Below are 24,973 nucleotides of genomic sequence, written 5' to 3'. Positions count from 1 at the left end.
TGTAATGCCTCACACTGACAGCCTCGTGCGTAGCCCGCGCGGCGACTGGTTAGGCTCCGCACCATGAGCAGGCTCCATGTCGTCAGTGGCAAGGGCGGTACCGGCAAGACCACCGTCGCCGCCGCTCTCGCCCTCGCCCTCGCGGCCGAGGGGAAACGCGCACTGCTGGTCGAGGTCGAGGGCCGGCAGGGCATCGCCCAGCTCTTCGAGACGGAGGCACTCCCCTACGAGGAACGCAAGATCGCGGTCGCTCCCGGGGGCGGCGAGGTGTACGCGCTGGCCATCGACGCCGAGCGTGCCCTCCTCGACTACCTCCACATGTTCTACAAGCTCGGCAGCGCGGGCCGGGCCCTGAAGAAGCTCGGCGCGATCGACTTCGCGACGACCATCGCCCCGGGGCTGCGGGACGTCCTGCTGACCGGCAAGGCGTGCGAGGCCGTACGCCGGAAGGACCGCGCCGGCCGCTTCGTCTACGACCACGTCGTGATGGACGCCCCGCCGACCGGCCGCATCACCCGCTTCCTCAACGTCAACGACGAGGTGGCGGGACTGGCCCGGATCGGTCCCATCCACAACCAGGCGCAGGCCGTGATGCGCGTCCTCAAGTCGCCGCAGACGGCGGTGCACCTGGTGACGCTGCTGGAGGAGATGCCGGTCCAGGAGACGGTGGACGGCGTCGCCGAGCTGCGTGCCGCGGGGCTGCCGGTCGGGGGCGTGGTCATCAACATGGTGCGTCCGGAGGTGCTCGACGAGGCCGCCGTAGAGGAGGCCGCGAACGGTCGGCGCGACGCCGTCGCCGCGGCCCTCGCCGAGGCCCTGGCCCGGACGTCGTCCGGCGGCGGGAGCCGGGCGGGTGCGACGGGCGCCCTGGTCGGGCCGCTGCTCGACGAGGCGCGCGAGCACACCGGACGGCTGGCGCTCGAACGCCTCGGCCGCTCCCGGCTGGCGGAACTGTCGCTTCCGACCAGCGAATTGCGGCTGCTGGGGGACGGGGTGGACCTGGCCGGCCTGTACCGCATGGCCCGTGCGCTGCGGGAGCAGGACATCGTCCGGCGGGACGCCGGCGAGCGGGAGCGCGCGGCGCGGCGGACCACCACGTCGCACGACGGGACGCCGCGTGACGTCACACCGCACGACGTCACCTCCCACGACGTCACGAGCCGAACGGCCGAGGAGGGGGCCCAGTGAGCCTGGACAGGACGACCGCGCTCGACATCGACCCCATCCTGGACGACCGCCGCACCCGGATCGTGGTCTGCTGCGGATCCGGCGGGGTCGGCAAGACGACGACCGCCGCGGCGCTGGGCCTGCGGGCCGCGGAGCGCGGCCGGCGGGTGGTCGTGCTCACCATCGACCCGGCGCGGCGGCTCGCGCAGTCGATGGGGATCGAGGAGCTGGACAACGTGCCGCGCCGGGTGCCCGGCGTCGACGCGGCCGCCGGCGGTGAACTGCACGCCATGATGCTCGACATGAAGCGGACCTTCGACGAGATCGTCGAGGCGCACGCCGACAAGGAGCGCGCCCGGGCGATCCTGGAGAACCCCTTCTACCAGTCGCTGTCGGCCGGCTTCGCCGGGACGCAGGAGTACATGGCCATGGAGAAGCTCGGCCAGCTCCGCTCCCGCGACGAGTGGGACCTGATCGTCGTCGACACCCCGCCGAGCCGTTCGGCGCTGGACTTCCTGGACGCGCCGAGCCGGCTGGGGTCGTTCCTGGACGGCAAGCTCATCAAGCTGCTGATGGCGCCGGCGAAGATCGGCGGGCGCGCCGGGATGAAGTTCCTGGGCGTCGGGATGTCGGTGATGAGCGGGCCCCTGAACAAACTGATGGGCGCTCAACTGCTGCGTGACGTACAGACCTTCGTGGCGGCGATGGACACCATGTTCGGCGGATTCCGTACCCGCGCCGATGCCACGTACCGCCTGCTCCAGGCTCCGGGAACGGCGTTCCTCGTCGTCGCCGCCCCCGAACGGGACGCGCTGCGGGAGGCCGCCTACTTCGTCCAGCGACTGGCCGCCGAACGAATGCCGCTGGCAGGGCTGGTGCTGAACCGGGTGCACGGCAGCGGTGCCGCGCGGCTCTCCGCCGAGCGGGCGCTGGCGGCGGCCGAGGCGTTGGCCGACGAGACCGGTGGGCCGGACGAGCCCGTGCGGTCCCCGGCGCACGCGGGTGGCACCACGACGGCGGATTACGCAGAAAATCTTGCCGGTTCCGGCATTGTGGATCGTGGCAGCGGGCAAGCTGGGACACGTACCGCTGACGACCCTGGCACCGTCACTCCCCTCGACACATCCTCTCCCGAGAGCGGCTTCCCCCAGCCCGTGTCACCCGGAGTGCCCACGATGTCGGCAGACTCCGCGGCACCGTCAGGAACAGCAGCTCCGGCAGCGCCGGCACCATCGGGATCCGCATCCGTGTCATCGTCCTCGTCGTCGATGTCGTCCACGCCATCGGCGACAGCGGCGTCATCGACCGCGGACGCGGATTCCGTCGGTGCCGGGCGGGCGGGTTCCGACGAGGAGTCCACCGTCGCGGAGGCCCCGGGTTCAGCAGGAGCAGTGGGTTCAGCAGGAGCAGTGGGTTCGGCAGGAGCGGCGGGCACGGCAGGAGCGGGGGGTTCCGCGGGAGTGGACACCACGCTCTCCACCGAGAAGCTCGCCGCCGGGCTTCTGCGTCTGCACGCGGAGCGCATGCGGGTGCTCGCGCGCGAGCGGCGCACCCGGGACCGCTTCACCGCGCTGCACCCGGACGTCCCGGTGGCCGAGGTGCCGGCGCTCCCCGGTGACGTGCACGACCTGGCCGGGCTGCGGGCCATCGGCGACCGGCTGGCCGGACAGCCGGTCGCGGCCGACGGGCCGGACGGCGAGGCTGCCGATGGCTCGGTGCCGTCCCAGCCGGGGCCGGACCGGGCGGAGTAGCCGCGGCCGCGAACCGTGGCGCCTGACGGAGGAAGGTCCGACGAGGCACGGGCCGGGCGGCGTGGTGAAACGGAGGGGCCGGGAGACCGGAGGGAGCGGCAGACCCTGAGTCGGCCCGCGTACGTCGGCCGGTCTACCCGGCCGCCGCGTACGCGTCGTACTCCTCCTCGCCCAGCGGCAGGAGGCCGGCGCCGCGCTCGTACTCGGTACGGGCGGTCTCCAGCAGCCTGCGCCAGGACGTGACCGTCGGCCTGCGGCGGAGCAGTGCCCGCCGCTCGCGCTCGGTCATCCCGCCCCAGACGCCGAACTCGACGCGGTTGTCGAGCGCGTCGGCCAGGCACTCGGTGCGGACCGGACACCCGGTGCAGACCGCCTTGGCCCTGTTCTGCGCTGCGCCCTGAACGAACAGTTCATCCGGATCGGTAGTGCGGCAGGCGGCCTGCGCACTCCAGTCGGTTACCCAGCCCATGCTGGCGCCGTCCTCTCCCGAATTGAGGCTCCCCCACGGCGGCAGCGGCATATTCACCGTTGCCAGTTGAGGACGTTACGGAAGCAGGACAGGGGGCAACACCCCCTTCGGGCCCAATCTTGAATGGCCCGAACGGACTATGCGTACGCGGCAGATCACCCAACGGAGTGACCTGACGACATCAGAGACTTTCCTGTGCAGACAGGGACACTTCACCCTTCTCGCACTGGACACCCAGTAACACTTGCGGCAATACGGACACACCTCATCACCTACAGGAGTGAAGGCACAGGTGATGCTGAAGAAGCCGCAGTGGCTGGCGTAAAACAGCGTAGGCGAACACACGGGCGTCTGTCCGCCGAATGAGAACGTAGGCTTTCCTTCATGGCTATGAAGCGCTCGGGCGGGGGGGCCTCTTCAGGGGCCCAGCAGGCCGCCAAGTTCCTCGGCGTCAGCGTCCTCTCCGGAGTTCTGCTGGCCGGTCTGGCCCTGCCGGCCGTCGGCGCGTTCGGCCTGGCGGCCAAGGGGACGGTGGAGGGGTTCGACGAACTCCCCGCCAACCTCAAGACTCCCCCGCTCAGCCAGCGCACGATCATCCTCGACTCCGAAGGCGGGGAGATAGCCAAGGTCTACTCCCGCGACCGCACGGTCGTCCCGCTGAGCCGGATCTCGCCGTACATGCAGAAGGCGATCGTCGCCATCGAGGACGCGCGCTTCTACGAGCACGGCGCGGTCGACCTCAAGGGCGTGCTCCGCGCCCTCAACCGCAACGCCCAGAGCGGCGGTGTCTCCGAGGGCGCGTCCACCCTCACCCAGCAGTACGTCAAGAACGTCTTCATCGAGGAGGCCGGCGACGACCCGGAGAAGGTCGCCGTCGCCACGCAGCAGACCATCGGCCGCAAGGTCAAGGAGCTGAAGTACGCCATCCAGGTGGAGAAGGAGCTGGGGAAGCAGCGCATCCTCGCCAACTACCTGAACATCACCTTCTTCGGGCAGCAGGCGTACGGCGTCGAGGCCGCCTCACAGCGCTACTTCAGCAAGCACGCCAAGGACCTCAGCCTGGGCGAGTCCGCGCTGCTGGCCGGCATCGTCCAGTCGCCCAGCCGCTTCGACCCGGTCAACGCGCCCAAGGAGGCCACCAAGCGGCGGAACCTGGTCCTCCAGCGGATGGCGGACCTGAAGAACATCACCCCCGCGCAGCTGGCCGCCGAGAAGGCGAAGCCGATCAAGCTCAATGTGAGCCGCCCCAAGAGCGGCTGCATCACCGCCGTCAACGGCGCCGGCTTCTTCTGCGACTACGTCCGCCAGACCTTCCTCCAGGACCCCGCCTTCGGCAAGACGAAGGAGGCCCGCGCCAAGCGGTGGAACGAGGGCGGCATGACGATCCGCACCACCCTCGATCCGCAGACGCAGAAGTCGGTGCAGAAGTCGATCACCGACCACGTCTACCAGGGCGACCAGGTGGCCACCGCGATCTCCATCGTGGAGCCGGGGTCGGGCAAGGTGCTGGGCATGGGCCAGTCGAAGCCGTACGGCTTCGGCAAGAACCAGACCCAGATCAACCTGTCGGCCAACCACGACATGGGCGGCTCGACCTACGGCTTCCAGCCCGGTTCCACCTTCAAGCCGATCATCGCGGCGGCGGCGCTGGAGGAGGGCAAGTCGGCGAACCAGGTGTACCCCTCGCCGTACAGCATGTCGTACCCCTCCGAGATCGAGGGCTGCAAGAGCACCTGGAAGAACGGCGGGGACACGGTCAGCAACGAGAACCGGAGCGAGGTCGGCCCGTACGGGATGGCGGAGGCGACCGCGAAGTCGGTCAACACCTACTTCATCCAGCTGCTGGAGGACGTCGGGCTCTGCCCGGCGGTGAAGATGGCGGACAAGCTGGGCCTCACGCTCACCCCGAAGAACCAGGTCCCCTCCATGGCCATCGGCGGTTCCCAGGGCATGGCCCCGCTGAACATGGCCGCCGCCTACGCGGCGTTCGCCAACCGCGGCACGTACTGCACCCCCGTCGTCATCACCTCCGCGCTGGGCCCGAACGGCAAGCCGCTGAACATCCCCAAGTCGCAGTGCTCGCGCGCGATGTCGGAGCAGACGGCCGAGACGATCAACACCCTGCTCAAGGGCGTCGTCGAGGACGGCACGGGCAAGGAGGCGGGCCTCAGCGGCCGCGACAGCGCGGGCAAGACGGGTACGACGGACGGCCGGAAGGCGGCCTGGTTCGTCGGCTACACCCCGAACATGGCCGGTGCCGTCTGGGTCGGCGGCGCGGGCGACGAGGTGCAGATGGAGGACATCACCATCGGCGGCGTCTACCACGCCCAGGTCTACGGCGGTGACACCCCCGGCCCCATCTGGCGCGACGCCATGAGCGGCGCCCTGGAGAGCAGGTCCGCCCCCACCTTCGACACGGTGCCCGGCATCGACACCGGGGACTCCGACAAGGACAAGGGGGACAAGAAGGGGAAGGGCAAGAAGGGCGGCGGCTCGGGCCGGCAAGGCAACAAGCCCGCGAAGAACGGGAAGCCCGGGAAGCCTGGCGGGAACGACAAGCCAGGCCGGGATCACTGAGGCGCCAGGAGCACAAGGGAGGGGCCTGCCGGACCGCGAACGGTCCGGCAGGCCCCTCCCTCTTGTTTATGGGGTCCTGATGTGGGCCCGTTGTCGGCGCCTTGGGAAAGCCGCCGCTCGCTAGGAGAGCTGCCGCTTGACCTCGGCGGAGACCCGGCCGCCCTCGGCGCGGTTGCCGACCTTGGGCTTGACGATCTTCATGACGGCGCCCATGGCCTTCGGCCCCTCGACCCCGCCGCTCTTCGCCTCCGCCACGGCCTCGGCGACGAGCACGGTGAGCTCCTCGTCCGACAGCTGCTGCGGCAGATATCCGGCGAGGACCTCGCCCTCCGCCCGCTCCCGCTCGGCGGAGTCGGCCCGACCGCCCTTCGCGAACGCGTCCGCGGCCTCCCGGCGCTTCTTCGCCTCGCGCGTGATCACCTTCAGGACCTCGTCGTCGGAGAGCTCACGGGCCTGCTTGCCCGCGGTCTCCTCGTAACCGATCGCGGAGAGGGTGAGACGGAGGGTGGCGGAGCGCAGCTCGTCGCGCGCCTTGATGGCGGCCGTGAGGTCGTCCTGGAGCTTTGCCTTGAGCGTGGTCATGCCGCAATCTTCGCATCCCGCCCCCGCCCGTGCCCCGCATTAACGAGGGCACCGGCCCTTGCGGCCACTCGCCGGTCGCTCGCCCGCCGCCTGCCGGCCGCTCGCGGCCCACAACTCCCCTTGGGCACCCGGCCCGTGGCACGGCCGGCCCCCGCCGTCTGCGACCATGGCCGTATGCGCGCGCGATACGCAGTACCCCTGGGAATCACAGCAGTCGGCGCGGCGGGCATCGCCTACGCCGCCGGCTTCGAAGTCCGCTCCTTCCGGCTCCGGCGGGTGACCGTTCCCGTCCTGCCGCCCGGAATGCGGCCGCTGCGGGTGCTGCAGGTCTCGGACATCCACATGGTGAGCGGGCAGCGCAAGAAGCAGCGCTGGCTGCAGTCCCTCGCCGGCCTGCGCCCCGACTTCGTGATCAACACCGGTGACAACCTCTCCGACCCGGAGGGCGTCCCCGAGACCCTGGACGCGCTGGGTCCGCTCATGGAGTTCCCCGGCGCCTACGTCTTCGGCTCGAACGACTACTACGGGCCCAAGCTGCGGAACCCGGCCCGCTACCTCTTCGAGCGGGCCAGCGGACGGCACGGGCTCAACGGCAACGCGCCGGCCGTCGGCGTGATCCACAACCCCTGGGAGGGGCTGCGGGACGCCTTCGACAAGGCCGGCTGGGTCAACCTCACCAACACCAGAGGCCACCTCAAGATCGGCAGTAACGAGATCGCCCTCACCGGGCTCGACGACCCGCACATCAAGCGGGACCGGTACGACGCCGTCCAGGGCGGCCCGGTCGAGGACGCCGACTTCTCCCTCGCCGTCGTCCACGCCCCCTACCTGCGGGTCCTCGACGCCTTCACGGCCGACGGCTATCCCCTGATCCTCGCCGGCCACACCCATGGCGGGCAGCTCTGCATCCCCTTCTACGGGGCACTGGTCACCAACTGCGACATCGACACCGACCGGGTCAAGGGCCTCTCCACCCACCGCGCCGGCGGCCACCGCTCGTACCTCCACGTCTCGGCCGGCTGCGGCACCAACCGCTACACCCCCGTCCGCTTCGCCTGCCCCCCCGAGGCCACCCTCCTCGCCCTCACCCCGCGCGACGCCTGACCCGCGCCTCCTCCGGAGCTCCACAGGGGCCGCCTTCGGAAACGAGGGCGGCCCCTGCCGCTCCCCCACCTGCCCCCTCCCCAGGAACCGGATTTCGCCTCCCGGCTCCAGTCCGCTAAAGTAGAGCTCGTTGCAGCGGGGTGTAGCGCAGCTTGGCAGCGCGCTTCGTTCGGGACGAAGAGGTCGTGGGTTCAAATCCCGCCACCCCGACAGTGAAACACCAGGTCAGGCCCGGTGCTGAGAGATCAGCACCGGGCCTGATTTGCTCTGTGACCCCGTTTTGGGAGCCGTTTGGGAGCCAACTTCCAGAATCCGGCTCCCGGCGGCTCCCAGCGAGCGGCCGCCCGCTGTCCAGCCCGCTCTTTGCCGCTCACGCTGGGAAAGGGTCATCCCTACGGTTGTGCGAGGCCGATCACAGGCGGTACGACGATCGCCATGCACCGATGGTCTCCGTTAAATGACCGGCAGCTCGCACTCCTCACCCGCATCGGGGAAGGAACCGACCCCGTCACGTCGGACAGCCCAGAGCTCGCTCTCACCGCCCGCGCGCTCAAGGAGCGGCGTCTGATCACCATGCCCAAGCAGGATGGGAAGTGGCAGGCGGAGATCACTGACGCGGGGCGCTTCTACCTGGAACACGGCCATCACCCGGACCGGCCGGAACCGGCACCGCGCAAGCAGCGGTCGGCGGTTTCCGAGCAACGCACACGTCCTGCCCCTCCTCCGCAGAAGCAAGACACAGCTCCGTCCACGACGAAGCCGGCGCCGCAACGCGCCGCCAAGCCCCCACAGGCATCGCCGGCCGAAATCGGAGCCGCCTTGATCGCGGAGGTACAGCAGGCTGGGCGGTTCCTCCGGATCCCGAACCCCAGCGACCAGGAGCGAGCCCGCTACCGCAGGGCCTTCGACGCAGCCCGGCAGTGTGCGCCCGAGGGGTACCACCTGAAGTACAGCGGCCGGGCGAAGGGAGACTTCTTCCTCGGTCTGCTCAGGGTGTCCGGGGAGGACGACACCGAGTGGAACCGGATCCGGCTGGCGCGCAGCCGGGTGATCACCGATGTCGAGGACGTGATCGCCGCTGTCACTGCGGACCACAGCGCCTTCGAGGTCTCGGAGGAGGTCCTGCCGCGAGTCCTCTCGCTTCTCCGGCTCCTCGCCGAGCAGGCACTCGCCCGCCACGGCGAGATCACGGTCTCCAAGAAGCGCAAGCAGCCGAGGCCCCTGCTCACGGTTCACGGCAGGACGTACGAGGTCGGCTTCCGCGAACGGCAGAAGCAGGTCCGGTATGTGCCCAAGCAGCCGGGCCGACGTACATACGACTGGCAGCGGGTGACGCCGGCGCACAGGTTCGAGCCGTCGGGCGAGCTGGAACTGCTGATCAGCCAGCACTCGGGCTACGGCTACGGCCACAGCTACGGCTGGAAGAAGGAATGGGCCGACACAGCCAAGAAGCCGTTGGAGGAGCAGGTCGGTTCGGTCTTCCGGGCGCTGAAGGCGCGCGCGGAAGAGCAGGAGAGGGCTCGGCTGGAACGGGAGGCGGAGCAGCGGCGCCTGCGAGAGGAGCGGGAGCGGCAGGAGGCGGAGCGTCGGCGTCTGGAAGCGGAGCGAGAGGAGCGCCAGCGGCGGGAGTGGGAGTCGGCAGTCAGCGCCGCGTCGATCAAGGCGGTGCACGCCGTACGGGCGGAGCACTTCGGCACAGCCCTTGAGCAGTGGAAGGTGGCCGGAGAGATCCGAGTGTTCTGCGGCGCTCTGGACGAAGCCGCCGCGACATCGGACAACGCCGTCGAAGCCGAGAGGCTGCGAGAATGGTCGGCCTGGGGGAAGACGGAGGCCGACCGGCTGGACCCCACCATGAACGGCAAGGGCCTGGCCGCTCTCGACTTCCACGCGGAGCCGACTAGAGATCAACTACGGCCCTTCCTCGGCGGCTGGCACCCGCACCGGCCGGAGAAGGAGAAGCCTTCGGCACGGCCCGAGCCGCCGAAACCGGACCCGGAGCCGTGGCGCGGCTCTATCGACGCACGTCAGGATCAAGGCTGGCGATATGGACGCCAAGGTCGCGCTCAATGGTGGAGGCGATGACGCCGTGCCCACGGTCACGTAGAGCCTTGACCGCCTTCTCCACCAGCTGGCCGAGCCGGATGACCTCTTCGCGCAGTGCGACCAGCTCGTCGTAGCGCTCAGCCTTGTCCTCGCCGCACCACGCCCGGACGGTCCGCAGGACGGCCGCCTCCGCATCCAACTTGCGGTCGTCCCGACGACGGTACGAGTACCAGGAGGGCTGTGCGCGCTCCTGCTCGATGTCCTGCTGCTTGCGGTCCACCTCCGGGAGGATCTCGTCGGCGAGGCGGCCCGCCACCTGACGGGCGATGCGCTCGGTGACCGGCCAGCCGGCCAGACACATGCCGGCGCGGTTCTCGTGCACCATCGGGTCACTGACGAGCGCGGTGGCGTCCATTCCGATGAGCGGCGCTGTCTCGTCGAGTCGGCTCAGTTCCAGAACTCCTGCGTCCGCCACCCCTCGGCGGAGGCGCAGCCTGTTCTTCGGCCGGACGAACCCGAGTATCAGGCGCGCGGCCTCGAAATCCGTGCTGCCGCGTACGTGGCGTGACGCCTCGGCCAGTCTGAGCTCTGCGTCGTCATCCGCGCGGAACGCGTCGACGTCTGGCCACGGTGCTACCAGGCAGCCGGGACTGACCCATTCCTGCAGGCCGGCGTCATCGCCTTCCAGGAACCGGACATGGATCCAGTCAGACCTGCCACGGCCGCCCACCCGGACGATCTCCACCTGCCTGACAGGGCTGCCCAGCTCCTTCGACCTCGCTCGGTATGCCCAGTGCTCGCCAATCTCCATGTACCTATTGAGCCAGGTCCGTTGGCCCCGTTACGGGGCAATCGTCGTAACTGCTGGAGTGTGGCAATCACACCGAGTTGATGCGGCCTCGCGGAGGCATCGGGACATGGCTGCGCCCTCCGGCAGTGGTCGCCGGAGGGCACAGCACTTTGCTTGTTACGACTTGGCGGGCACCCGTGACACCTCGCGTGCCCGCAGGAGATCACTCAGTACGCGCACTGGTGACGTGGCACTCATGGTCAAACGTGCGTCGAGTGCTGCCTCCCACTGCTCGGTCAGCCCCTGCATGAGGCGCTTGCGCATGCCTGGGGTGACGTGGGCGTAGCGCGCCGAGACCGAGCCGTCGATGTGGCCCATGCGTTCGTCCATGAGCACCTTTTCGGTTCCCAGGTCCTCCATCATCGTCCGGTGGGTGTGGCGAAGGCCGTGAGGCGTGAGCCCCTTGGCTATCGGGAGCCAGCAGGCGTCGGCCCGGTCGCTGGCACCCCGACCTCGTGCCGGGACGCCGGGCCACGGCTCGCCGAGTAGGGGCACCGGCCGTGGCTCCTGCGGTGCCTTCTTCGGGTACCAGCCGGAGACTGCCGGCGTGAACAGCCAGGTCGCGAAACCGTTCCTGCGCCAGTGGGCGGCATGCTCCGGCACGACGCCGCCCCGCACGAACCGGAGGTTCGCGATGGCCTGCCCGACCTTCTCTCGCGTGGCCTCGGTGACGCGTTCTGGGTGGTTGAGGACGTTGGACACCGTGCCGGTCGAGACGCCGGCACGGCGGGCGACGTCGACGAGCTTCGCGCCCTGGTGGCCGCCTGTGCGGGCCGCGCCCTGCCCTCGGAAGGCGTAGGTCTTGCCGTGGCAGGGGCACGGCTTGGGCTTCGTGCGGGCGATGTGGTCGGCGACCAGCGCGGACAGCCAGTCCATCGAGTCGATGGTGCGGTAGCTGTCGTCCTTCGGTGGGCAGCGCACCAGCTCGCCCGTGTCGAGCTCGTACAGCTGCCACTCGACCCGGACGGCTCCAGGGCGGACGAATGCAGTCTCCAAGCCGACGATCTCGCCCCAGCGCATGCCGGTGTACCCCTTGAGGACCACGGCGACGAACTCGTCATCGCGGCCGGAGAGCAGGGCGGCGCGCTCGGCGGTCAGCAGGATGCCGAGCGCGTCGGTGACCACCTTCTCCGGGCCACGGTCTCGGGAGCGGCCGGCGCGTTTGCCGCGTCCGCGTCGCCTAGCGGCTGGGTTGGACGTGATGAGGCCCTCGTCGATCGCGTCCTCGAAGATCAGGTGGAGCGTCGAGCGCCAGGTCTTGACGCTGGAGGCCGCGTAAAGGGCCTTCTCCTTCTTCTCCCACAGGTCGACGTCCGTGCGCAGGATGCCAGCGAGCGCCTTGTCCTCGAACTCGGGGAGGAGATGCTCCTCGATGTGGCGCTTGTAGTTCTGCATGGTCGAGGCGGCCAGGTCCTGGGCCTCGTACCAGCGGTTCGCGTACTCGCCGAAGGTCTCCTGGCCGAGGGCCGGGTCGCGCCAGTCGCCGCGGCGGTACTTGTTCTCGGCCTCGGCCGCTGCCCGTTGGGCCTCGCCCTTGGTGGCGAACCTGATCGCCTTGCCGTTGTCGTCGACGACCGTGTTGTGCTTGCCGGGCGCGACTTTGTACCGGCCGCGCCAGTAGTTTCCGCGCTTCTCCGCGAAACCCAAGTTCCGCTGCCCCCCTCTTCGTTGTCGTCGGCTACGGCAGATTGGATCGGGTCAGGCGGCAGTGCCGTACTGCTGCTGTCGACGCGGCGGGCGGGCTCGTAGCCGGGTGGACGGAGCAACGATAGGGCGGCGAGGTTGCGCGGAGCCGGTCTGCGTACCGGGCTCGGAGAGCGGCTCGGTCGCCCGTGCGGCTGCCGGCGCGGGCTGGGCCGGCCGCTGCTCGTAGAGGCGGATGATCTCGGCGAGATGCTCGGCGGTGAAGCGGTAGGCACGGCCGACCCGGGTGTGCGGTATCAGGTGCCGTCGTGCGCGGTCCTTGACCCACCAGGCCGAGCATCCGAGGGTGTCGGCGATCTCCTCGGGGCGGTAGAGGCGGGGCGGAGGGGCGTCGGACGGCCTGTGGGGGACGGGCGCGGGCGTGGATCGGTGCAAGGGGGCGGCTCCTGGTCGGGAAGTCGGGGAGGGCTGCGTGGGCAGCTCAGGCGGCACCCGGCCCCTGGAGGAGGGCGGCGGGTGACACTTGCAGGGCTGCGGCGATGGCGACGAGGTCGTCGATATCGCATCGCCGCTTGGCGAGTTCGATGCGGGACAGCATCGTGTTGGACATAGGACGGCCCAAAGCGGTACACCGCGCGGCGGGTTGGCGCTGCCCAAGGCCGCGTTCCGTGCGAAGGATTTCGATGGTGCGAGCAGCCAGCATTCCTGCGGGCCCTATTTCCAGAGATCGTGCTGCCATGGCTCCAGTTGTAGCGTGCATTCGCCGGTTTGGTTAACCGGCGATTGTCGGCTATGTTGCGCCGCGCTCAATCGGTGAGCGAGGCGATCGGGGTGCTGCGCAAGGCCGGATCCCCGAACGGGCCCCGACACCAGAGAGCCTCTCTGACGTGGGGTGTTGTGTTGTAGCTTCGTCGCTCGCGGGACGTCAACGGCTTGCCGATGTGATCCTTCTGGCTCGGGATACGGGGCAACTATTTGGTCAACCGCCGATCGTGCCCTACCGTTTTCGCACCGCCCTCGCCGACTCGATTTCCAGCGGCATTTCTGCCGTGAGAGATTGCGCCGGATAGGGCTGGACTTGCGCGACCTGGGTGTGGCTATGTTGACGACACCCCCGGAAAGCGCGAGCGGCCATCAATGCACCGCGCCTCAGCGGCCGGACATCCCCCGCCCTTCACGCCCGTCCCGCCCCCGACCGACGGTGAACCGTGGGCACCCAGCCCACCGGTCACCGAGTGAGGACCGCCCCTCTTGGCACGAATCCGCACCATCAAGCCCGAAGCCTTCGTCTCCGAGTCCCTGGCCGCCGTCACCCTGACCGCCGAGCGCACCTTCTTCGGCCTGCTCACCCAGGCCGACGACCAAGGCCGCCACCGCGACCACGCCGCGATCATCGCCGGGCAGCTGTGGGTCCTGCGCCCCGAACACACGCCCGCCGACGTCGAGAAGGACCTCGCCCAGCTCGCCGACACGGGGCTGATATGCCGCTACAAGGGCTCGGACGACAAGCGCTACCTGCACATCGTCACCTGGCGGCAGCACCAGAAGATCAACCGCCCCAGCGCGAGCCGCCTTCCCGCCTGCCCGCACCACGACACACCGGTTCGCACCGCGCCCGGCGTCGGCGCCCCGACTGCGGGAGTCGGGATCACGGAGCCCCCACCACAGCCTCACGGAGTCCTCCGTGAGAGCTCCGGGCGAATACGCGAGCCTGCGGTGAATCCGGGCACCGATGAGGAAGTAGCAGGTCAGAGCGATTTCCGTGAGCCCTCCGTGAGGCAGCGGGGAGGGCTCAGTGAGGGAGCGGTGACACCTCACGGTCCGGATCTAGGACCTAGGATCATGGATCTAGGAGATACCCCTTCGGGGGGCGCGAGCGCCCCCGCACCCGGCACCGTCTCGGCCAACCAGCTCATCGCCGAGTACGCCGCCGCTTGCGCACACCGTCCGCCCGAGAACGTCCTGGGCCATCTCGGCCGGGAGGTGCGAAAGCTGCTCCTGGAGGGCATCGCACCCGCTCACGTCCGGGCCGGGCTCGACCTGCATCGCGCCAAGGGCCTGCATCCCAGCACTCTGCCGAGCCTCGTGCACGAGGCCATGAACGCGGCCCCCGCCGCGCCGGTTGTCCACAGGGCGTGGACAAACCCCGCTGACGTCGAAGCCGCCTACGGAGGTGACCTCTGACCGCCACCCTCACCCGCGAGCCCCACCGGGTCGGCCCGCTCGCCGACCGGCTCAACGGCATCCTTGCCAGTCGCGGCATCGACCTCGCCACCGCCGCCGTCGAGGAAGGGCACGTCGAGCCCGTCACCGCGCTGGAACTCGCTGACGCGAGGATCCCCGCCCGCTACCGCCGAGCCCTGGCCGACCACCCGAAGGTCACCGCCTGGGCCGACGAGATCGCCCGCGCCGGACGCCCCGGTCCCAGCGGGCCGGGCATCGCCGAAGGCCCGTCGCTGCTGATCGCCGGCCCCACGGGCACGGGCAAGACGTACCAGGCGTACGGCGCCATCCGCACCCTGCTCGGCCGAGGGGTCCGTCTGCGCTGGGAAGCGACCACCACCGCCGACTTCCACGCGCGCCTGCGCCCGCGCGCCGGGCACGACGCCGAACGGGAGCTGCAGACCCTGGCGCGCTGCCCGCTGCTGTCCCTGGACGACCTCGGCGCGGCCAAGGCCAGCGAGTGGACCGAGGAGCTGACCTACCGGCTCATCAATCACCGGTACGAGCAAGTGCTCCCGACCCTCATCAGCACCAACCTTCCGATCGAGCAGCTGCGCGTCACCCTCGGTGACCGCGTCGCTTCCCGCCTCGCCGAGATGACGAAGCGCGTCATCCTCGACGGCCCCGACCGACGCCGCCGCACAGCGCCCGCCGCCTGACTGGCCGCCTCAGCGCCCGCCCTCCTGGTCGGCCCCGCCGCATCACCCGCGCTCACACCAGCCCTGCCCGCGCCAGCCACGCGCGCAGGCGGTTACTCAGCGCTCGGTCGTTACGCCCCTCGCCCTCATTCCTCGACGCCTTGGAGCCCCCTCCTGCCTCCTCTCAGCCCTGTCCCCCTCGCCATGCGGAACAGCGGCATGCCGCTCCTCCCTGACTGGGCCACCTCCCCGGTGATGACCGTGGCGCTCCTCATCCCGCCCGTGCTGCTCGGCCTGCTCGCCGGACGGCTGATTCGCCAGCAGCGCCGCCGGCCGCATCACACCAACCGTTGGCGCGGGACTGTCGCAGTACCCGTCGCGGCCGTGGCGGCGCTCGGCTGCACCGCCTACAGCGCGGACACCAGCTGGCGGTTCGCCGCCGACTACCTCGACATGGGCGGCACCGCCGAGCGCGTCGCAATGTTCGCCGCCGCCGAGCTGGCCCTGTTCGCCACCGCCCTGATGGCCCGGCAGAACCTCAACGGCCCGAAGCAGGCTCCCGGCCTGCCCGGCACCCTCACCTGGGTCATCACCGCCGTCCAGGTTCTGCCCGCCTACGCCGAGTCCGGGCTGGTCGGCGGCACCGTGCGAGCCTTCGTCGGCCCGGTCATGGCCGCGATGCTGTGGCACTTGGCCATGGGCATCGAGCTGCGCCACCGCACCCCCGACGCCGCCTCACGCGGTTTGGCCGCCGTCCTCGTCCGCCAGGCACGCGAACGCCTCCTGGCCCAGCTCGGCATCGCCGACCAGGACGCCGATGCCGCCCGCCTCATCCGCGAGCGCGCGCTGAGCGAAGCCGTCGCCCTCATCCTGCGCGTCGAGTCGATGACCGACCGACAGCGCGGCACGCGACGGCAACGACGCCTGACGGAGCGCCTGCACGAGGCTCTGGAGCGGGCTGACGTCGACGGGAATCCGCTCCAGGACGAGCTGCTGCTGCGCAAGCTCGCCACCCGCAAGCAGGCCCTCGGCCTCGCCTCCATCACACTGCCGCCGCGCTGGGAGGTCCCGGCCTCGTATCCCGCCCGTGAGTACGGGCACAGCCGCCCGCGCTCCGGCCGCCCGGCACAGCTGCCGCGGGCAGAGGACGCTGCCCGCCCACACCCAGAAGACCCGGACGGCGAGGTGCCCCCACCTGCCCGCCCGGCATCCGGGCTGCCCGGACTGCCCGCACGGGCAGAGACCGAAGACGGCCCGGCGCTCACGGGCAAGACCTCGGGCAGCACTCCGGGCAGGCGTGAACGGAAACCGGCTGCCCGAAGGAAACGCGACGGGGGCAGATCCCGCGCCTCCGATGAGGTCATCCTCAAGCACACCCGTCGCATCTACGAGGAGACCGGCAGTGTCGGCCGCGACCGGGTCGAGGACGCCCTGCGCTCCGCCGGCTACACCGTCTCCAGCGACGACGTCGGACGAGTCGTCCGTGAGTTCAAGGCCCAGCTCAAAGCCGCCGCCGGCGTTCCACCCCGCTGATCCCGACAGCAGCAGAGTTCTCAACCAGACCCCGACCCGAAAGGCCCCATGCGCACTCCGCACCACCACGACCCCACCACCCACGGGGACTCCCTGCCGATCACCCCTGCCCCAACCGGAGCAAGTTGGAGGTTCGGACACTCCCCCGCAGGGGGAGCGCCCGATCCCGAACCCGCCCCGGGGGTGGCAGGGCCCGTCCGGCACCAGGGGGCACCGGACGGGAAGGCTGCGACCGAGGGCGGACCGCAACCCAAGGCCAGCCCGAAGGGCCTGGCCAGAAGGGGAAGGTCGCGCCCGCGTGACAAGAAGCAGCGCCCCGCCCACAGCGTCCGCCTCAACGACCAGGAACTCACCGTCATCCAGTCCGGCGCCGACCACGTCGGCATGAGCGTGGCCGGGTTCCTGGCCCACTCCGCCCTGGCCGCTGCCCGCGACCAGTCCTGCACCGCAGCGGCCATCGCCTCCGAGCGGGACATCCTGACTGCCCTGTTCGGTGTGCGCCGTCAGCTCGGCTGGGCGGGCAGCAACGTCAACCAGGCGGTCAAGGCACTCAACTCTGGGGCCGACGCACCCCACTTCTCCGCCGCCCTCGCCGACCTGCGACGCGCCGCGCAGGCTGTCCAACGGGCAGCCGACAGGGTCGCCAGCGGGCAGGAGGGCCAAGCGGCTTGATCCCCCGGATCCACCAGCAGGGCAGCAACACCGTCGGGCTCCTGCACTACCTGTACGGCAAGGGCACCCACGAGGAGCACATCGACCCGCACCTGGTCGCTTCCTTCGACGGCATGGCCCCCGACCCCGGCCGCGACCCCTCGGTCACGAAGAGGGACCTCCAGCATCTCCTCGACCAGCCCCTGTCACTGCTCGACCTTGACCAGCGTCCCGACAAGCACGTCTGGCACTGCTCGGTGCGCGCCGCTCCAGACGACCCGATCCTGTCCGACGAGCAGTGGGGCGATATCGCCCGCCGTATGGTCGCTGCCACCGGTATCGACCCTGGCGAGGGGGCCGGCTGCCGCTGGGCAGCCGTCCGGCACGCCGACGACCACATCCACATCATCGCCACCCTCGTCCGCGAGGACGGCCGCCGCCCCAACCACCACCGCTCCGGCAAACGCGCCCAGGCCGAGTGCCGCCTGATCGAAAAGGGACTCGGCCTGCACCAGATCGCGCCCGGGGACGGCACCGCCGCCAAGCGGGCCACCAGCGCCGAGCGGCACAAGGCCGAACGCACGGGCAGGCAGCGTCCTGCACGCGAGGAGCTGCGGGAGACAGTACGGCGAGCGGTCGCCGGCGCCGGTAGCGAAGAAGAGTTCTTCGACCGGCTGGCCGCCGCCGGCCTGCTGATCCGCAAGCGCGTCGTGCCCTCCGGTGACCTGCTCGGTTACAAGGTCGCGCTGCCCGATGACCGCAACGGTGAGAAAGAGCCGGTGTACTACGCGGGCTCCACGCTCGCACCCGATCTGTCCCTGCCCCGCATCCGCGAACGCTGGACCCTGCCCGCGGAGGCCGCAGCCTCGGCGGACGGTTCGCGGCCGGAGCAGCCGGTCCTGCCGGACGTGACAGGTCCCGCGTTCGCGCGGCGCCGGGCCACCGCCGCTACCTGGCAGGCGCTGCTGATCATCGATAACGGTGACGACGGCGCGGCAGCGGCGCAGATCGCCGCTGCGGGCGAGGTCCTGGACGCGCTGGCCAAGACCTCCGCCGCCCATACACGCGCTGAACTCCGCGAGGTCGCCTTCGTGTTCGAGCGGGCGAGCCGTTCCCACGTGAAGGCTGTACGCGGGCGCGACCGTGCCCTGCGCCAGGCCGCTCGCGATCTCGTCCGCAGCGGGCCCGCCCTGGGCCGAGGGGAAGATGGCGCCACCACCGCCATGCTCATCGATATGGCGTTCTTCTTCGCCATCGCCGCGGCGAACTGGCACGCGAAGAAGCACCACAGCCAGCAGGCCCAGGCCGCCCGGCAAGCCGCCGAACACCTGCGCGCCGCTTACCAGGCCGCCGCAGGTGAGCCTATGGCCGCACTCGGCCAGCGGGGCCGCCGTATGGCCCCGCGTGTTCGGCAGCGGCAAGCCGGTCTTCTCCATCAGGTGCTGCCGGAGCTGGCCGAACGGATCCGGGCCGAGGCAGGGTGGCCCGCCCTGGCTGCTACCCTCGACGACGCCCGCAGAGCCGGCCACGACCCGGCCGCCCTGCTGACTGACGCTGCCCGACGGCGCGAACTCGACTCCGCAGCCTCCATCAGCGACGTCCTCGTCTGGCGGCTGCGACGCAGCGCGCACCTGTCCGCCCTGCCCGAAAGCCCCCACGACACACCCGCCCGAGGCAGTCGCCGCCAAGGGCTCTCTGCGCCCACCAGGCAGTCGCCCCCGAGCGCAGTGAACGACGCCAGCCGTCGGCGCTGACCAGCCGAAACGGCGAAACATGGCCCGAGTCACAGCAGGACCGACGTGGTGGTGACCAGCTCCCAGGACAGAGCCGGCATCTGACACAGAGGGGTGGGCGTTCCAAGCTTTAGCCGGTACGACACGTCACGTTGAACGAAACACCGGGCGCGCGGATGGACCGCTCCCAGCAACCCCAGACCGTGACGCCACGAAGACGCCGGCCAAGGCACAGCAGCACGAAGCCGGGCCTCCCCGAGGGGAGGCCCGGCTGTCAACGGTCAGGGCGACTGCCCCGGTGGCGGACTTGGTGACCCACGCACTGGCGGACACGAGAACTCCCCGCGGACACGGGTTTTCCCCACTGGGTCCGCGTGATCCTTCTTGGGCCGTGGGTCAGTTCATCGGCCTGACCCCCTTTCCGGAGGTGGCCTCGGTGAGCCGGAAGCTGTCACCCTGCGTCACGACGACGTGAGCGTGGTGGAGGAGCCGGTCGACGGTCGCAGTGGCGAGGGTCTTGGGCATGATCTCGTCGAATCCAGATGGATGAAGATTCGAACTCACGGCCATCGCACGTCGTTCGTAGGCGGCATCGACCAGGCGGAAGAAGCCTTCGGCGGCGTCCGCGGAGACGGGCAGCAGGCCGATGTCGTCGACGATGATGAGGTCCGAGCGGATCAGCCGGGTCATCGCCCGGGCGAGCGAGTCGTCAACGCGGTGCCGGCGGACCAGGGCTCCGAGGTCTTCGACCGCGAACCAGGCGACCGTCATCCCGGCCTCGACCGCGGCCTGGCCGAGAGCCTCGGTGAAGTGGCTCTTCCCGGTGCCCGAGGGCCCGCAGACGCAGAGGTTCTCCTTGCGGGAGATCCATTCCAGGGTCTTCAGCGAGTCCTGGACCTGCCGGGATATGGAGGACGCGGTTTCGTCCCAGTCGCCGAAGGTCTTCCCGGCGGGGAACCCGGCCCTCTTGCGGCGGGTCCGCAGGTTCGCGGCATCCCGGCCGGCCGCTTCCTCGGCCAGCAGGACACGGACCACCTCGGCAGGGTCCCAGCGTTGGGCCTTGGCGGTGGGGATCAGGTCGGTCAACGCCCGGCGGATGTGCGGGAGTTTGAGGCGCCTGGTCAGTTCGATGGCCTCGGCGAGCGGGTCGCCGTGGGAACCCGAGACGGTGCGAAGAGGGGTGGCCATCAGTGTTCGTCTCTTTCAGGGGCGACGCCGAAGCGGGACCAGGCGGACGTGCCCGGCTGGAGGCTGTGGTCCTCCGACGCCCGGGTCGGCTCGGCGACCGTGCGTCCGATGTGGTGGTCAAGAATCGAGATGAGGTCGTTCTCGGCGAACCGGCCGGCGATCGCCGCCGTCCCGAGCACCCGGTCGACCTCCGCGATGCCGTGGAGCTTGGCGAGCTGGACGGCTTCGGCCATCTTCGGCCGCATCCTCCTCGCTCCCGCGGCCGCGGCCTCGGTCAGCCAGGACGCCGCCCCGGGACCGAGAGCGAGAAACGCGGCTTCCTCCGAGCTGGTGGCCTTCGGGGTGCGGTCGCCTTCCTTGTCCTCGCGGGGCGGGTAGTGCTCGTCTTTGATCGACGGGTTGCCCGGGGTGGACCGGTGATGGCGGGCGGCCTCGACCGCGCCATCCGTCGTCACCGCGGTGACGACGAGTTCGTCGCCGTGGAAGCGGGCCCAGACCGTCTCGCCGGCCAGCTGGTGCGGGACCGAATACCGCACCGAGTCCACCGAGATCGTCGCGTCGTTCGCGACACCCCAGCCCCGACAACGACAACGCGCTCCCCTGCGGTCATGAACCCGACCCTAAGCACCAAACGTAGCCGCTGGTTTCTCGTGTTGGGCTACCTCTCGCTGCCCCGCTGCTACGGTCGCGTGTATGACGCTCTCGGTCGCCACGAGTCAGGCTGTTGACCTACGCGTACAGCCGGTTGACGAGATTCTGGATCGCGTAGCGCGGTCTCTGCATGTGCGTTTCCTACCAGATAAGGTGGTGCGCAAGCGCCGGTCCGTAGGAGCACGGACAAACCGCGAGACCTGGGTCCGCATCGAGCGACGCCCGCTCGCCAGGATCACCGATCAAGGATGGAACGGCGCGGAGTGCGCCGCCCGCTTGGATGGCGTCGCCCAGCCGGCATGGCAGGGATGCGTGGTCTGGCGGGACGCCAACGAACCGGTGCTGTGGCGGGCCGACGAGACTGACCTCCTGCCGGCCGCTCCGGTCGGAAACGCCGTTCTGAGTGAGGCCCCCGAACTTTCCGACGAGTGGTGGGACGGATTGAACGCCTCTCTGGACGCGCTGGCAGCACACCAAACGAGGCGGGTCGCCACACCCGACACCGAAACCATCACCCAAGCGTCGGTCACCGAGGCCATCCGAGCCGTCTTTCCCGGCGGTTTCGACACGACCGTCCAGCGTTGGGTGCCTGCCCACGCCGACCTGAACTGGGCCAACGTCACGGCCCCGGTGTTCAGTCTGTTCGACTGGGAGGACTGGGGGAACGCCCCGCAGGGGCTGGACTCCGCCTCCCTGTGGGGGAGCTCGCTTGCCGTCCCGTCTCTGGCCGATCGTGTACGGCAGGAGCGTCGTCGGGACTTCGAGAGACGGGACGGCAAGCTGATGACACTGTTCGTCTCCTCGAAGATCCTCGGACCTCACGCGCACCCTGAGGATCCTCGGTTGGAGCCCGCACAGCGCATGGCCCAGCAGGTCATCGAGGAGCTTCAGGCGGACTGATCACGCGAGCGGTCACGGAGGAGCTTCCGATACTCCTGGACGGTCCGCTCCTCCACCTGGCCTGCCAGGGCTACGACGAGTTCCCCCAGGTGGGTCGGCTCGTCGGTGCCCACGGCGATGGAGTCGACCCGCGGGAGGTGGTAGGCAGCTCTGAACGCTGCCTGAATGCGGGAGAGCCGGCCGCCGTCCTGGAGGAAAAGGCGCGGGTCCAGCCTGTCCCACACCGAGGCACTCGTGCTGCCCCCAAAGGGGCTCATCCCCCAGACCTCGCCACCACCCAGACCCCACGCATCGATGAGGGTGTCCGCCGCGTTCAGCGTCCTGGCGCCGACCAGCAAACCGGCGCGCACCATGAGAATTGATGGCCTCGGCACGGTCACGTCAACCAGACTCAGCAGCGGGGACGGATCCCACGACGCGACCCCCCAGGCGCCGCACAGCCCCTTCTCTTCGGCGTCATCCAGGACGGCGCATGCCGCTGCAAGCAGATCCCTGTGCTGCGGGCCGGCTTTCCGTAGTGAGTGTTCCGGGTTGTGCAGGAACACTACGTCCGGCTCCCGCCCGAGGTCCTTGGCCGCCTTTTCCACGGCTGAGATCAGCCGCGTGGGATCCAGGGAGTGCTCCGCCCCGTCGGCCGCCGGGAAGTAGCCGACCTTCGTGGAGACCGTGAACTTCGGCAGCAGATCACCGGCTGTCCGACCCAGGACCTGGTGCGAGCGGAAGCCGAGGTAGTTGGTGCTGGTGTCGAGCGTGGTGACGCCCAGATCCAGCGCTGCGGTCAGGAGCCGGCGTTCGTGACGAGACCGGTGTAGCCCGAGGACAACTCGGGGGTCAGTACCGCGCACAGCTCCTCCTCCACCAGGATCTCGGCGACCTCTGCCACCTCGGCCCCGACGACGGCCGCGGCCTGTTCCAGCACGACCGGCCTACCGCTCAGGAGCAGACGCAGCGCCGGCAGGGCCTTGGCCGCGAGGGTCAGCTTCTTCCCCGAGGCCAGAACATCGACGGTCTCTCCGCTCTCCTGGATCCGGGGAGGGAAGTGGGTGGTGCACACGACGGCGTCGAGCGGCCCGAGGATGTCGAGGAACGGCACATGCCTGGGCAGGGTTGTCTCCTGCTCGTACGCGGTCAGGTAGTCGGCCGGGGAGCGCTCGCCGAGCAGTGCCGTGGCGGCCTCGGTCAGAGCCGCGCTGTCGGGGCCGTGCCAGCGGTCCAGATCGTGCCTGAAGATCTCGTGCTCGCGGCTCCAGTCGGCAAGCCAGGTGAGCCAGCTTGCGCCGGTGCGTTTGGTGATGCCGAACGTGACGTGGAGGCTCTTCCCCGAGCCGCTGCCGGTCCTGCTCGCCTGGTGCCAGTGGCCTCGGGGGATGTGCATGACGTCGCCGGTCCGCATCACGCCGGACCAGATGATCTCGTCGCTCGGGGTGTTGTTGGGGTCGGAGTCCCGGTACATGGGGACCTTGCGGGAAGCCGCGCGCACCTCCCACTCCTTCTCGCCCGCGAGCTGCACGATCAAGACGTCGTGGTCGTCCCAGTGCAGGGGGAAGCCGGCGGCGTCGTTCGTCGTCAGGTACGCGTTGACCTGCACGCGCTCATGGGACCACCACTGCAACGCCCGGCACGCGACCTCCATCGTCGGGTCGAAGACGTTGGCCTGGTCGAGGATGAGCGTCACGCCTTCTCGCAGGAGGTTTCCGAGGCTTCGCATGTTGACCATGGGGATGCTCTGGCCCCGAGGGCTGACGCTGTCGGTGTAGTAGACGGCCGGGTGCACCTCCACACCCTTCTGGAAGCACCGGAACTGCGGGCGGTTCAGGCTCCTGCGCATGGCGATGTCGAGCAGCCGGTTGGGCGTCAGGAGGCGGGAGAGGAGCGCGGGGTCGTCCAGACCGCCCCGCGCGAAGCCCTTGCCCAGCTCCTCGGCTCCGCTCCACCCGAGTGCCGTCTCGATCGCACTGATCAACTGATGTTCCATCGCTGTGCCTCCAAGAGGGTGGTCACCTGATGCCGACACGGCGGGGCCGACACGAGCAGTCGTGCCGACCCCAGCCGCTTGGTGCGTGCCTACTCGCTGTCGTGCAGGTTGCCGTCGCCGCCCGGCCACGGCGCGTCGCCGGAGCTTCCGGCGTTGTCGGACCGGAGGCTGTCGTACCGGTCGTGGACGGCGGTCAGCTCCTCGACCGCCATCAGCAGGCCGCTACGGGCCGGAGGCGGTGCCGTGCGCTCTTCCACCTCGTGCTCCTTCCTTTTCGGGTCTCCCGCCGGGGTCCCGGCGGGAGGTCATGGCCGCCTCACGGCCGTGGGAGAGATGGATTTCCGTGAGGCGGCGGTCATTGGGCGGCACGGTGAGCTGCGGCTCTGCGTCTACGGCCACGCGGAACGGCCACTCATAGGCAGGACGGCCGCGTCCTGGCGCATGTTCGCCTCCAGGACGCGCTGGTCCAGTTCGTACAGGCACGCGCGGCACGCGAAGAGAGCCGCGTGCATGCCGCTCGACCGGACGGGCCCGATCCACATCACCCCGACGTCGTCACGGCCACACCACAGCCAGCACTCGCCATGCGCCTGCCACTCATGCCGGTCCCACAGCGCATAGGCCGTCGGCTCCCCGGTGACGGGGTCGATGTCGCGCCGGGTGGGGCGGAAGACCACATCTCGGTCCGGAGACCGGGCCACTCGTGCCGCGTGCCTCCCCGTCACGCGACTGCCAAAGCCAGCGACTCGGGCTTGGCTCCGACCCGGCGCTTGGCCCACATCGCGAATAAGCCGCGCGGACCGGCACCAGTGCTCGCCTCCGCCACCATGGGCAGCGCCATCTCGGCCCATACCCTTACCGGGGCCGGCGGGCTCCCAGGTACAGTGCGCCGCGAGTAGCCGGACCAGCTCCAGGCCGCGCCCGTTCTCGTCGTCCGCTTGGGCACACCCGGTCCGCGGAACCGACGGGTCGCCATCCAGGACATCGATCACCAAGCGACCGGGCCGGTTGAACAGGGTGACGGTGATCGGCCCTGCCCCGTGGACCACGGCGTTGGTGATGAGCTCCGAGGCGACGAGTCGGATGGCGTCGGCAGTCTCCTCGCCCAACGGCACACCCCATGCGCGTACCTTGTCGACGATCTGGCGCCGAGCCGGGGACACCTCGGATTCGATACCCGCGAGGACGAACCGATGGACGAGCGTGGGCATGGCGGACGCCTCCGAAGAGCTGGAGAGCGGCTCCATCCCCGACGGGGGGCACAGGAATGGAGCCGCCGATCTGAGGAACCGCT

At 70.0% G+C, this 24,973-nt stretch carries 22 protein-coding genes, 1 tRNA gene and 1 pseudogene; 12 read left to right on the top strand and 12 right to left on the bottom strand.

The window, feature by feature from the left end; translation table 11 throughout:
• The first annotated feature begins 63 nt into the window (after positions 1-63).
• Complete coding sequence (locus J7W19_RS17395; RefSeq protein ID WP_004939684.1) at positions 64-1,188, top strand: ArsA family ATPase; 1,125 nt, start codon at positions 64-66, stop codon at positions 1,186-1,188.
• Positions 1,185-2,918 (top strand): ArsA family ATPase, encoded by a 1,734-nt coding sequence (locus J7W19_RS17390; protein ID WP_004939683.1) that lies wholly within the window; start codon positions 1,185-1,187, stop codon positions 2,916-2,918. Before J7W19_RS17395 ends, J7W19_RS17390 begins: the two co-directional genes overlap by 4 nt.
• Before the next feature lie 133 nt (positions 2,919-3,051).
• Here the strand turns inward: J7W19_RS17390 and J7W19_RS17385 are convergent, their stop codons facing one another.
• Entirely contained in the window at positions 3,052-3,387 is a 336-nt protein-coding gene (locus J7W19_RS17385) for a WhiB family transcriptional regulator (protein WP_004939680.1), read from the bottom strand.
• A gap of 384 nt (positions 3,388-3,771) precedes the next feature.
• Between J7W19_RS17385 and J7W19_RS17380 the strand changes: the two genes are divergently transcribed.
• Entirely contained in the window at positions 3,772-5,964 is a 2,193-nt protein-coding gene (locus J7W19_RS17380) for a transglycosylase domain-containing protein (protein WP_040887787.1), read from the top strand.
• Positions 5,965-6,084: 120 nt separating this feature from the next.
• On the opposite strand, the gene J7W19_RS17375 is transcribed toward J7W19_RS17380, so the two are convergent.
• Positions 6,085-6,546 (bottom strand): GatB/YqeY domain-containing protein, encoded by a 462-nt coding sequence (locus J7W19_RS17375; protein ID WP_004939674.1) that lies wholly within the window; start codon positions 6,544-6,546, stop codon positions 6,085-6,087.
• Positions 6,547-6,720: 174 nt separating this feature from the next.
• On the opposite strand from J7W19_RS17375, the gene J7W19_RS17370 reads away from it, so the two are divergent.
• The 3 genes from J7W19_RS17370 (at position 6,721) to J7W19_RS17360 (ending at position 9,732) form a co-directional block, all read left to right on the top strand.
• Positions 6,721-7,650, top strand: a complete 930-nt coding sequence (locus J7W19_RS17370; RefSeq protein ID WP_004939673.1) for a metallophosphoesterase — start codon at positions 6,721-6,723, stop codon at positions 7,648-7,650.
• Between the two features lie 136 nt (positions 7,651-7,786).
• Positions 7,787-7,860: transfer RNA gene (locus J7W19_RS17365), tRNA-Pro, on the top strand.
• A gap of 225 nt (positions 7,861-8,085) precedes the next feature.
• The gene (locus J7W19_RS17360) at positions 8,086-9,732 is read left to right on the top strand and encodes a hypothetical protein (protein WP_040887784.1); all 1,647 of its coding nucleotides are present in this window, start codon (positions 8,086-8,088) and stop codon (positions 9,730-9,732) included.
• Here the strand turns inward: J7W19_RS17360 and J7W19_RS17355 are convergent.
• The 4 genes from J7W19_RS17355 to J7W19_RS17340 form a co-directional block, all read right to left on the bottom strand.
• Positions 9,662-10,504 (bottom strand): hypothetical protein, encoded by an 843-nt coding sequence (locus tag J7W19_RS17355; protein WP_004939662.1) that lies wholly within the window; start codon positions 10,502-10,504, stop codon positions 9,662-9,664. The two genes, J7W19_RS17360 and J7W19_RS17355, sit on opposite strands and share 71 nt — an antisense overlap.
• Positions 10,505-10,660: 156 nt before the next feature.
• The gene (locus J7W19_RS17350) at positions 10,661-12,190 is read right to left on the bottom strand and encodes a LacI family DNA-binding transcriptional regulator (RefSeq protein WP_004939661.1); all 1,530 of its coding nucleotides are present in this window, start codon (positions 12,188-12,190) and stop codon (positions 10,661-10,663) included.
• Positions 12,191-12,241: 51 nt separating this feature from the next.
• Positions 12,242-12,622: a helix-turn-helix domain-containing protein gene (locus tag J7W19_RS17345; protein WP_004939659.1), complete on the bottom strand. Its 381-nt coding sequence runs from the start codon at positions 12,620-12,622 to the stop codon at positions 12,242-12,244.
• A 46-nt stretch (positions 12,623-12,668) separates the two neighbouring features.
• Positions 12,669-12,926 carry a helix-turn-helix domain-containing protein gene (locus J7W19_RS17340; protein ID WP_040887781.1) on the bottom strand — a complete coding sequence of 86 codons (258 nt, stop codon included), beginning with the start codon at positions 12,924-12,926 and terminating at the stop codon, positions 12,669-12,671.
• A gap of 512 nt (positions 12,927-13,438) precedes the next feature.
• Here J7W19_RS17340 and J7W19_RS17335 point away from each other — a divergent pair.
• From J7W19_RS17335 to J7W19_RS17315, 5 genes are all read left to right on the top strand, one after another.
• Entirely contained in the window at positions 13,439-14,371 is a 933-nt protein-coding gene (locus J7W19_RS17335) for a hypothetical protein (RefSeq protein ID WP_004939655.1), read from the top strand.
• On the top strand, positions 14,368-15,069 hold the full coding sequence (locus J7W19_RS17330; protein WP_078587687.1) for an ATP-binding protein: 702 nt from the start codon (positions 14,368-14,370) through the stop codon (positions 15,067-15,069). The genes J7W19_RS17335 and J7W19_RS17330 overlap by 4 nt, the downstream gene beginning before the upstream one ends.
• Before the next feature lie 198 nt (positions 15,070-15,267).
• Positions 15,268-16,581 carry a hypothetical protein gene (locus tag J7W19_RS17325; protein WP_004939649.1) on the top strand — a complete coding sequence of 438 codons (1,314 nt, stop codon included), beginning with the start codon at positions 15,268-15,270 and terminating at the stop codon, positions 16,579-16,581.
• Between the two features lie 183 nt (positions 16,582-16,764).
• Complete coding sequence (locus tag J7W19_RS17320; protein ID WP_004939647.1) at positions 16,765-17,253, top strand: hypothetical protein; 489 nt, start codon at positions 16,765-16,767, stop codon at positions 17,251-17,253.
• A complete protein-coding gene (locus J7W19_RS17315; protein WP_004939645.1) occupies positions 17,250-18,986 on the top strand; it encodes a relaxase/mobilization nuclease domain-containing protein in 1,737 nt (578 codons plus the stop codon). The genes J7W19_RS17320 and J7W19_RS17315 overlap by 4 nt, the downstream gene beginning before the upstream one ends.
• Positions 18,987-19,361: 375 nt before the next feature.
• Here J7W19_RS17315 and istB read toward each other — a convergent pair whose 3' ends face one another.
• Both istB and J7W19_RS17305 read right to left on the bottom strand, forming a co-directional pair.
• Complete coding sequence (gene istB, locus J7W19_RS17310; RefSeq protein WP_004939643.1) at positions 19,362-20,153, bottom strand: IS21-like element helper ATPase IstB; 792 nt, start codon at positions 20,151-20,153, stop codon at positions 19,362-19,364.
• Positions 20,153-20,713: pseudogene (locus J7W19_RS17305) on the bottom strand (Mu transposase domain-containing protein); the annotation flags it as partial. The pseudogene J7W19_RS17305 and the gene istB, both read right to left, overlap by 1 nt.
• 133 nt (positions 20,714-20,846) lie before the next feature.
• On the opposite strand from J7W19_RS17305, the gene J7W19_RS17300 reads away from it, so the two are divergent.
• Entirely contained in the window at positions 20,847-21,704 is an 858-nt protein-coding gene (locus J7W19_RS17300; protein ID WP_040887777.1) for a hypothetical protein, read from the top strand.
• Here the strand turns inward: J7W19_RS17300 and J7W19_RS17295 are convergent.
• The 4 genes from J7W19_RS17295 to J7W19_RS33000 all read right to left on the bottom strand — a co-directional run bounded on the left by J7W19_RS17295 (position 21,692) and on the right by J7W19_RS33000 (position 24,890).
• Positions 21,692-22,549, bottom strand: a complete 858-nt coding sequence (locus J7W19_RS17295) for an aldo/keto reductase (RefSeq protein WP_004939632.1) — start codon at positions 22,547-22,549, stop codon at positions 21,692-21,694. The genes J7W19_RS17300 and J7W19_RS17295 overlap by 13 nt on opposite strands.
• A complete protein-coding gene (locus tag J7W19_RS17290) occupies positions 22,483-23,679 on the bottom strand; it encodes a JmjC domain-containing protein (RefSeq protein WP_004939630.1) in 1,197 nt (398 codons plus the stop codon). Before J7W19_RS17290 ends, J7W19_RS17295 begins: the two co-directional genes overlap by 67 nt.
• Positions 23,680-23,768: 89 nt before the next feature.
• Entirely contained in the window at positions 23,769-23,936 is a 168-nt protein-coding gene (locus J7W19_RS17285) for a hypothetical protein (RefSeq protein WP_004939628.1), read from the bottom strand.
• 132 nt (positions 23,937-24,068) lie between these two features.
• A complete protein-coding gene (locus J7W19_RS33000) occupies positions 24,069-24,890 on the bottom strand; it encodes an ATP-binding protein (RefSeq protein ID WP_004939625.1) in 822 nt (273 codons plus the stop codon).
• Positions 24,891-24,973: the final 83 nt, after the last annotated feature.

Origin of the sequence: Streptomyces mobaraensis NBRC 13819 = DSM 40847 (assembly GCF_017916255.1) — a bacterium.
Lineage (GTDB): Bacteria > Actinomycetota > Actinomycetes > Streptomycetales > Streptomycetaceae > Streptomyces > Streptomyces mobaraensis.
Note: the sequence above shows the minus strand (reverse complement) of the source record. Positions and strands in the feature narration are given on the sequence as shown.

Excerpts from the sequence above, each read along its gene's own strand:
- J7W19_RS17395 (WP_004939684.1), top strand. The coding sequence starts at position 64 with ATGAGCAGGCTCCATGTCGTCAGTGGCAAGGGCGGTACCGGCAAGACC.
- J7W19_RS17300 (WP_040887777.1), top strand. The coding sequence starts at position 20,847 with ATGACGCTCTCGGTCGCCACGAGTCAGGCTGTTGACCTACGCGTACAG.
- J7W19_RS17360 (WP_040887784.1), top strand. The coding sequence starts at position 8,086 with ATGCACCGATGGTCTCCGTTAAATGACCGGCAGCTCGCACTCCTCACC.
- J7W19_RS17380 (WP_040887787.1), top strand. The coding sequence starts at position 3,772 with ATGGCTATGAAGCGCTCGGGCGGGGGGGCCTCTTCAGGGGCCCAGCAG.
- istB (WP_004939643.1), bottom strand. The coding sequence starts at position 20,153 with ATGGCCACCCCTCTTCGCACCGTCTCGGGTTCCCACGGCGACCCGCTC.
- J7W19_RS17290 (WP_004939630.1), bottom strand. The coding sequence starts at position 23,679 with ATGGAACATCAGTTGATCAGTGCGATCGAGACGGCACTCGGGTGGAGC.
- J7W19_RS17340 (WP_040887781.1), bottom strand. The coding sequence starts at position 12,926 with ATGGCAGCACGATCTCTGGAAATAGGGCCCGCAGGAATGCTGGCTGCT.
- J7W19_RS17325 (WP_004939649.1), top strand. The coding sequence starts at position 15,268 with ATGCCGCTCCTCCCTGACTGGGCCACCTCCCCGGTGATGACCGTGGCG.
- J7W19_RS17385 (WP_004939680.1), bottom strand. The coding sequence starts at position 3,387 with ATGGGCTGGGTAACCGACTGGAGTGCGCAGGCCGCCTGCCGCACTACC.
- J7W19_RS17355 (WP_004939662.1), bottom strand. The coding sequence starts at position 10,504 with ATGGAGATTGGCGAGCACTGGGCATACCGAGCGAGGTCGAAGGAGCTG.
- J7W19_RS33000 (WP_004939625.1), bottom strand. The coding sequence starts at position 24,890 with ATGCCCACGCTCGTCCATCGGTTCGTCCTCGCGGGTATCGAATCCGAG.
- J7W19_RS17375 (WP_004939674.1), bottom strand. The coding sequence starts at position 6,546 with ATGACCACGCTCAAGGCAAAGCTCCAGGACGACCTCACGGCCGCCATC.
- J7W19_RS17370 (WP_004939673.1), top strand. The coding sequence starts at position 6,721 with ATGCGCGCGCGATACGCAGTACCCCTGGGAATCACAGCAGTCGGCGCG.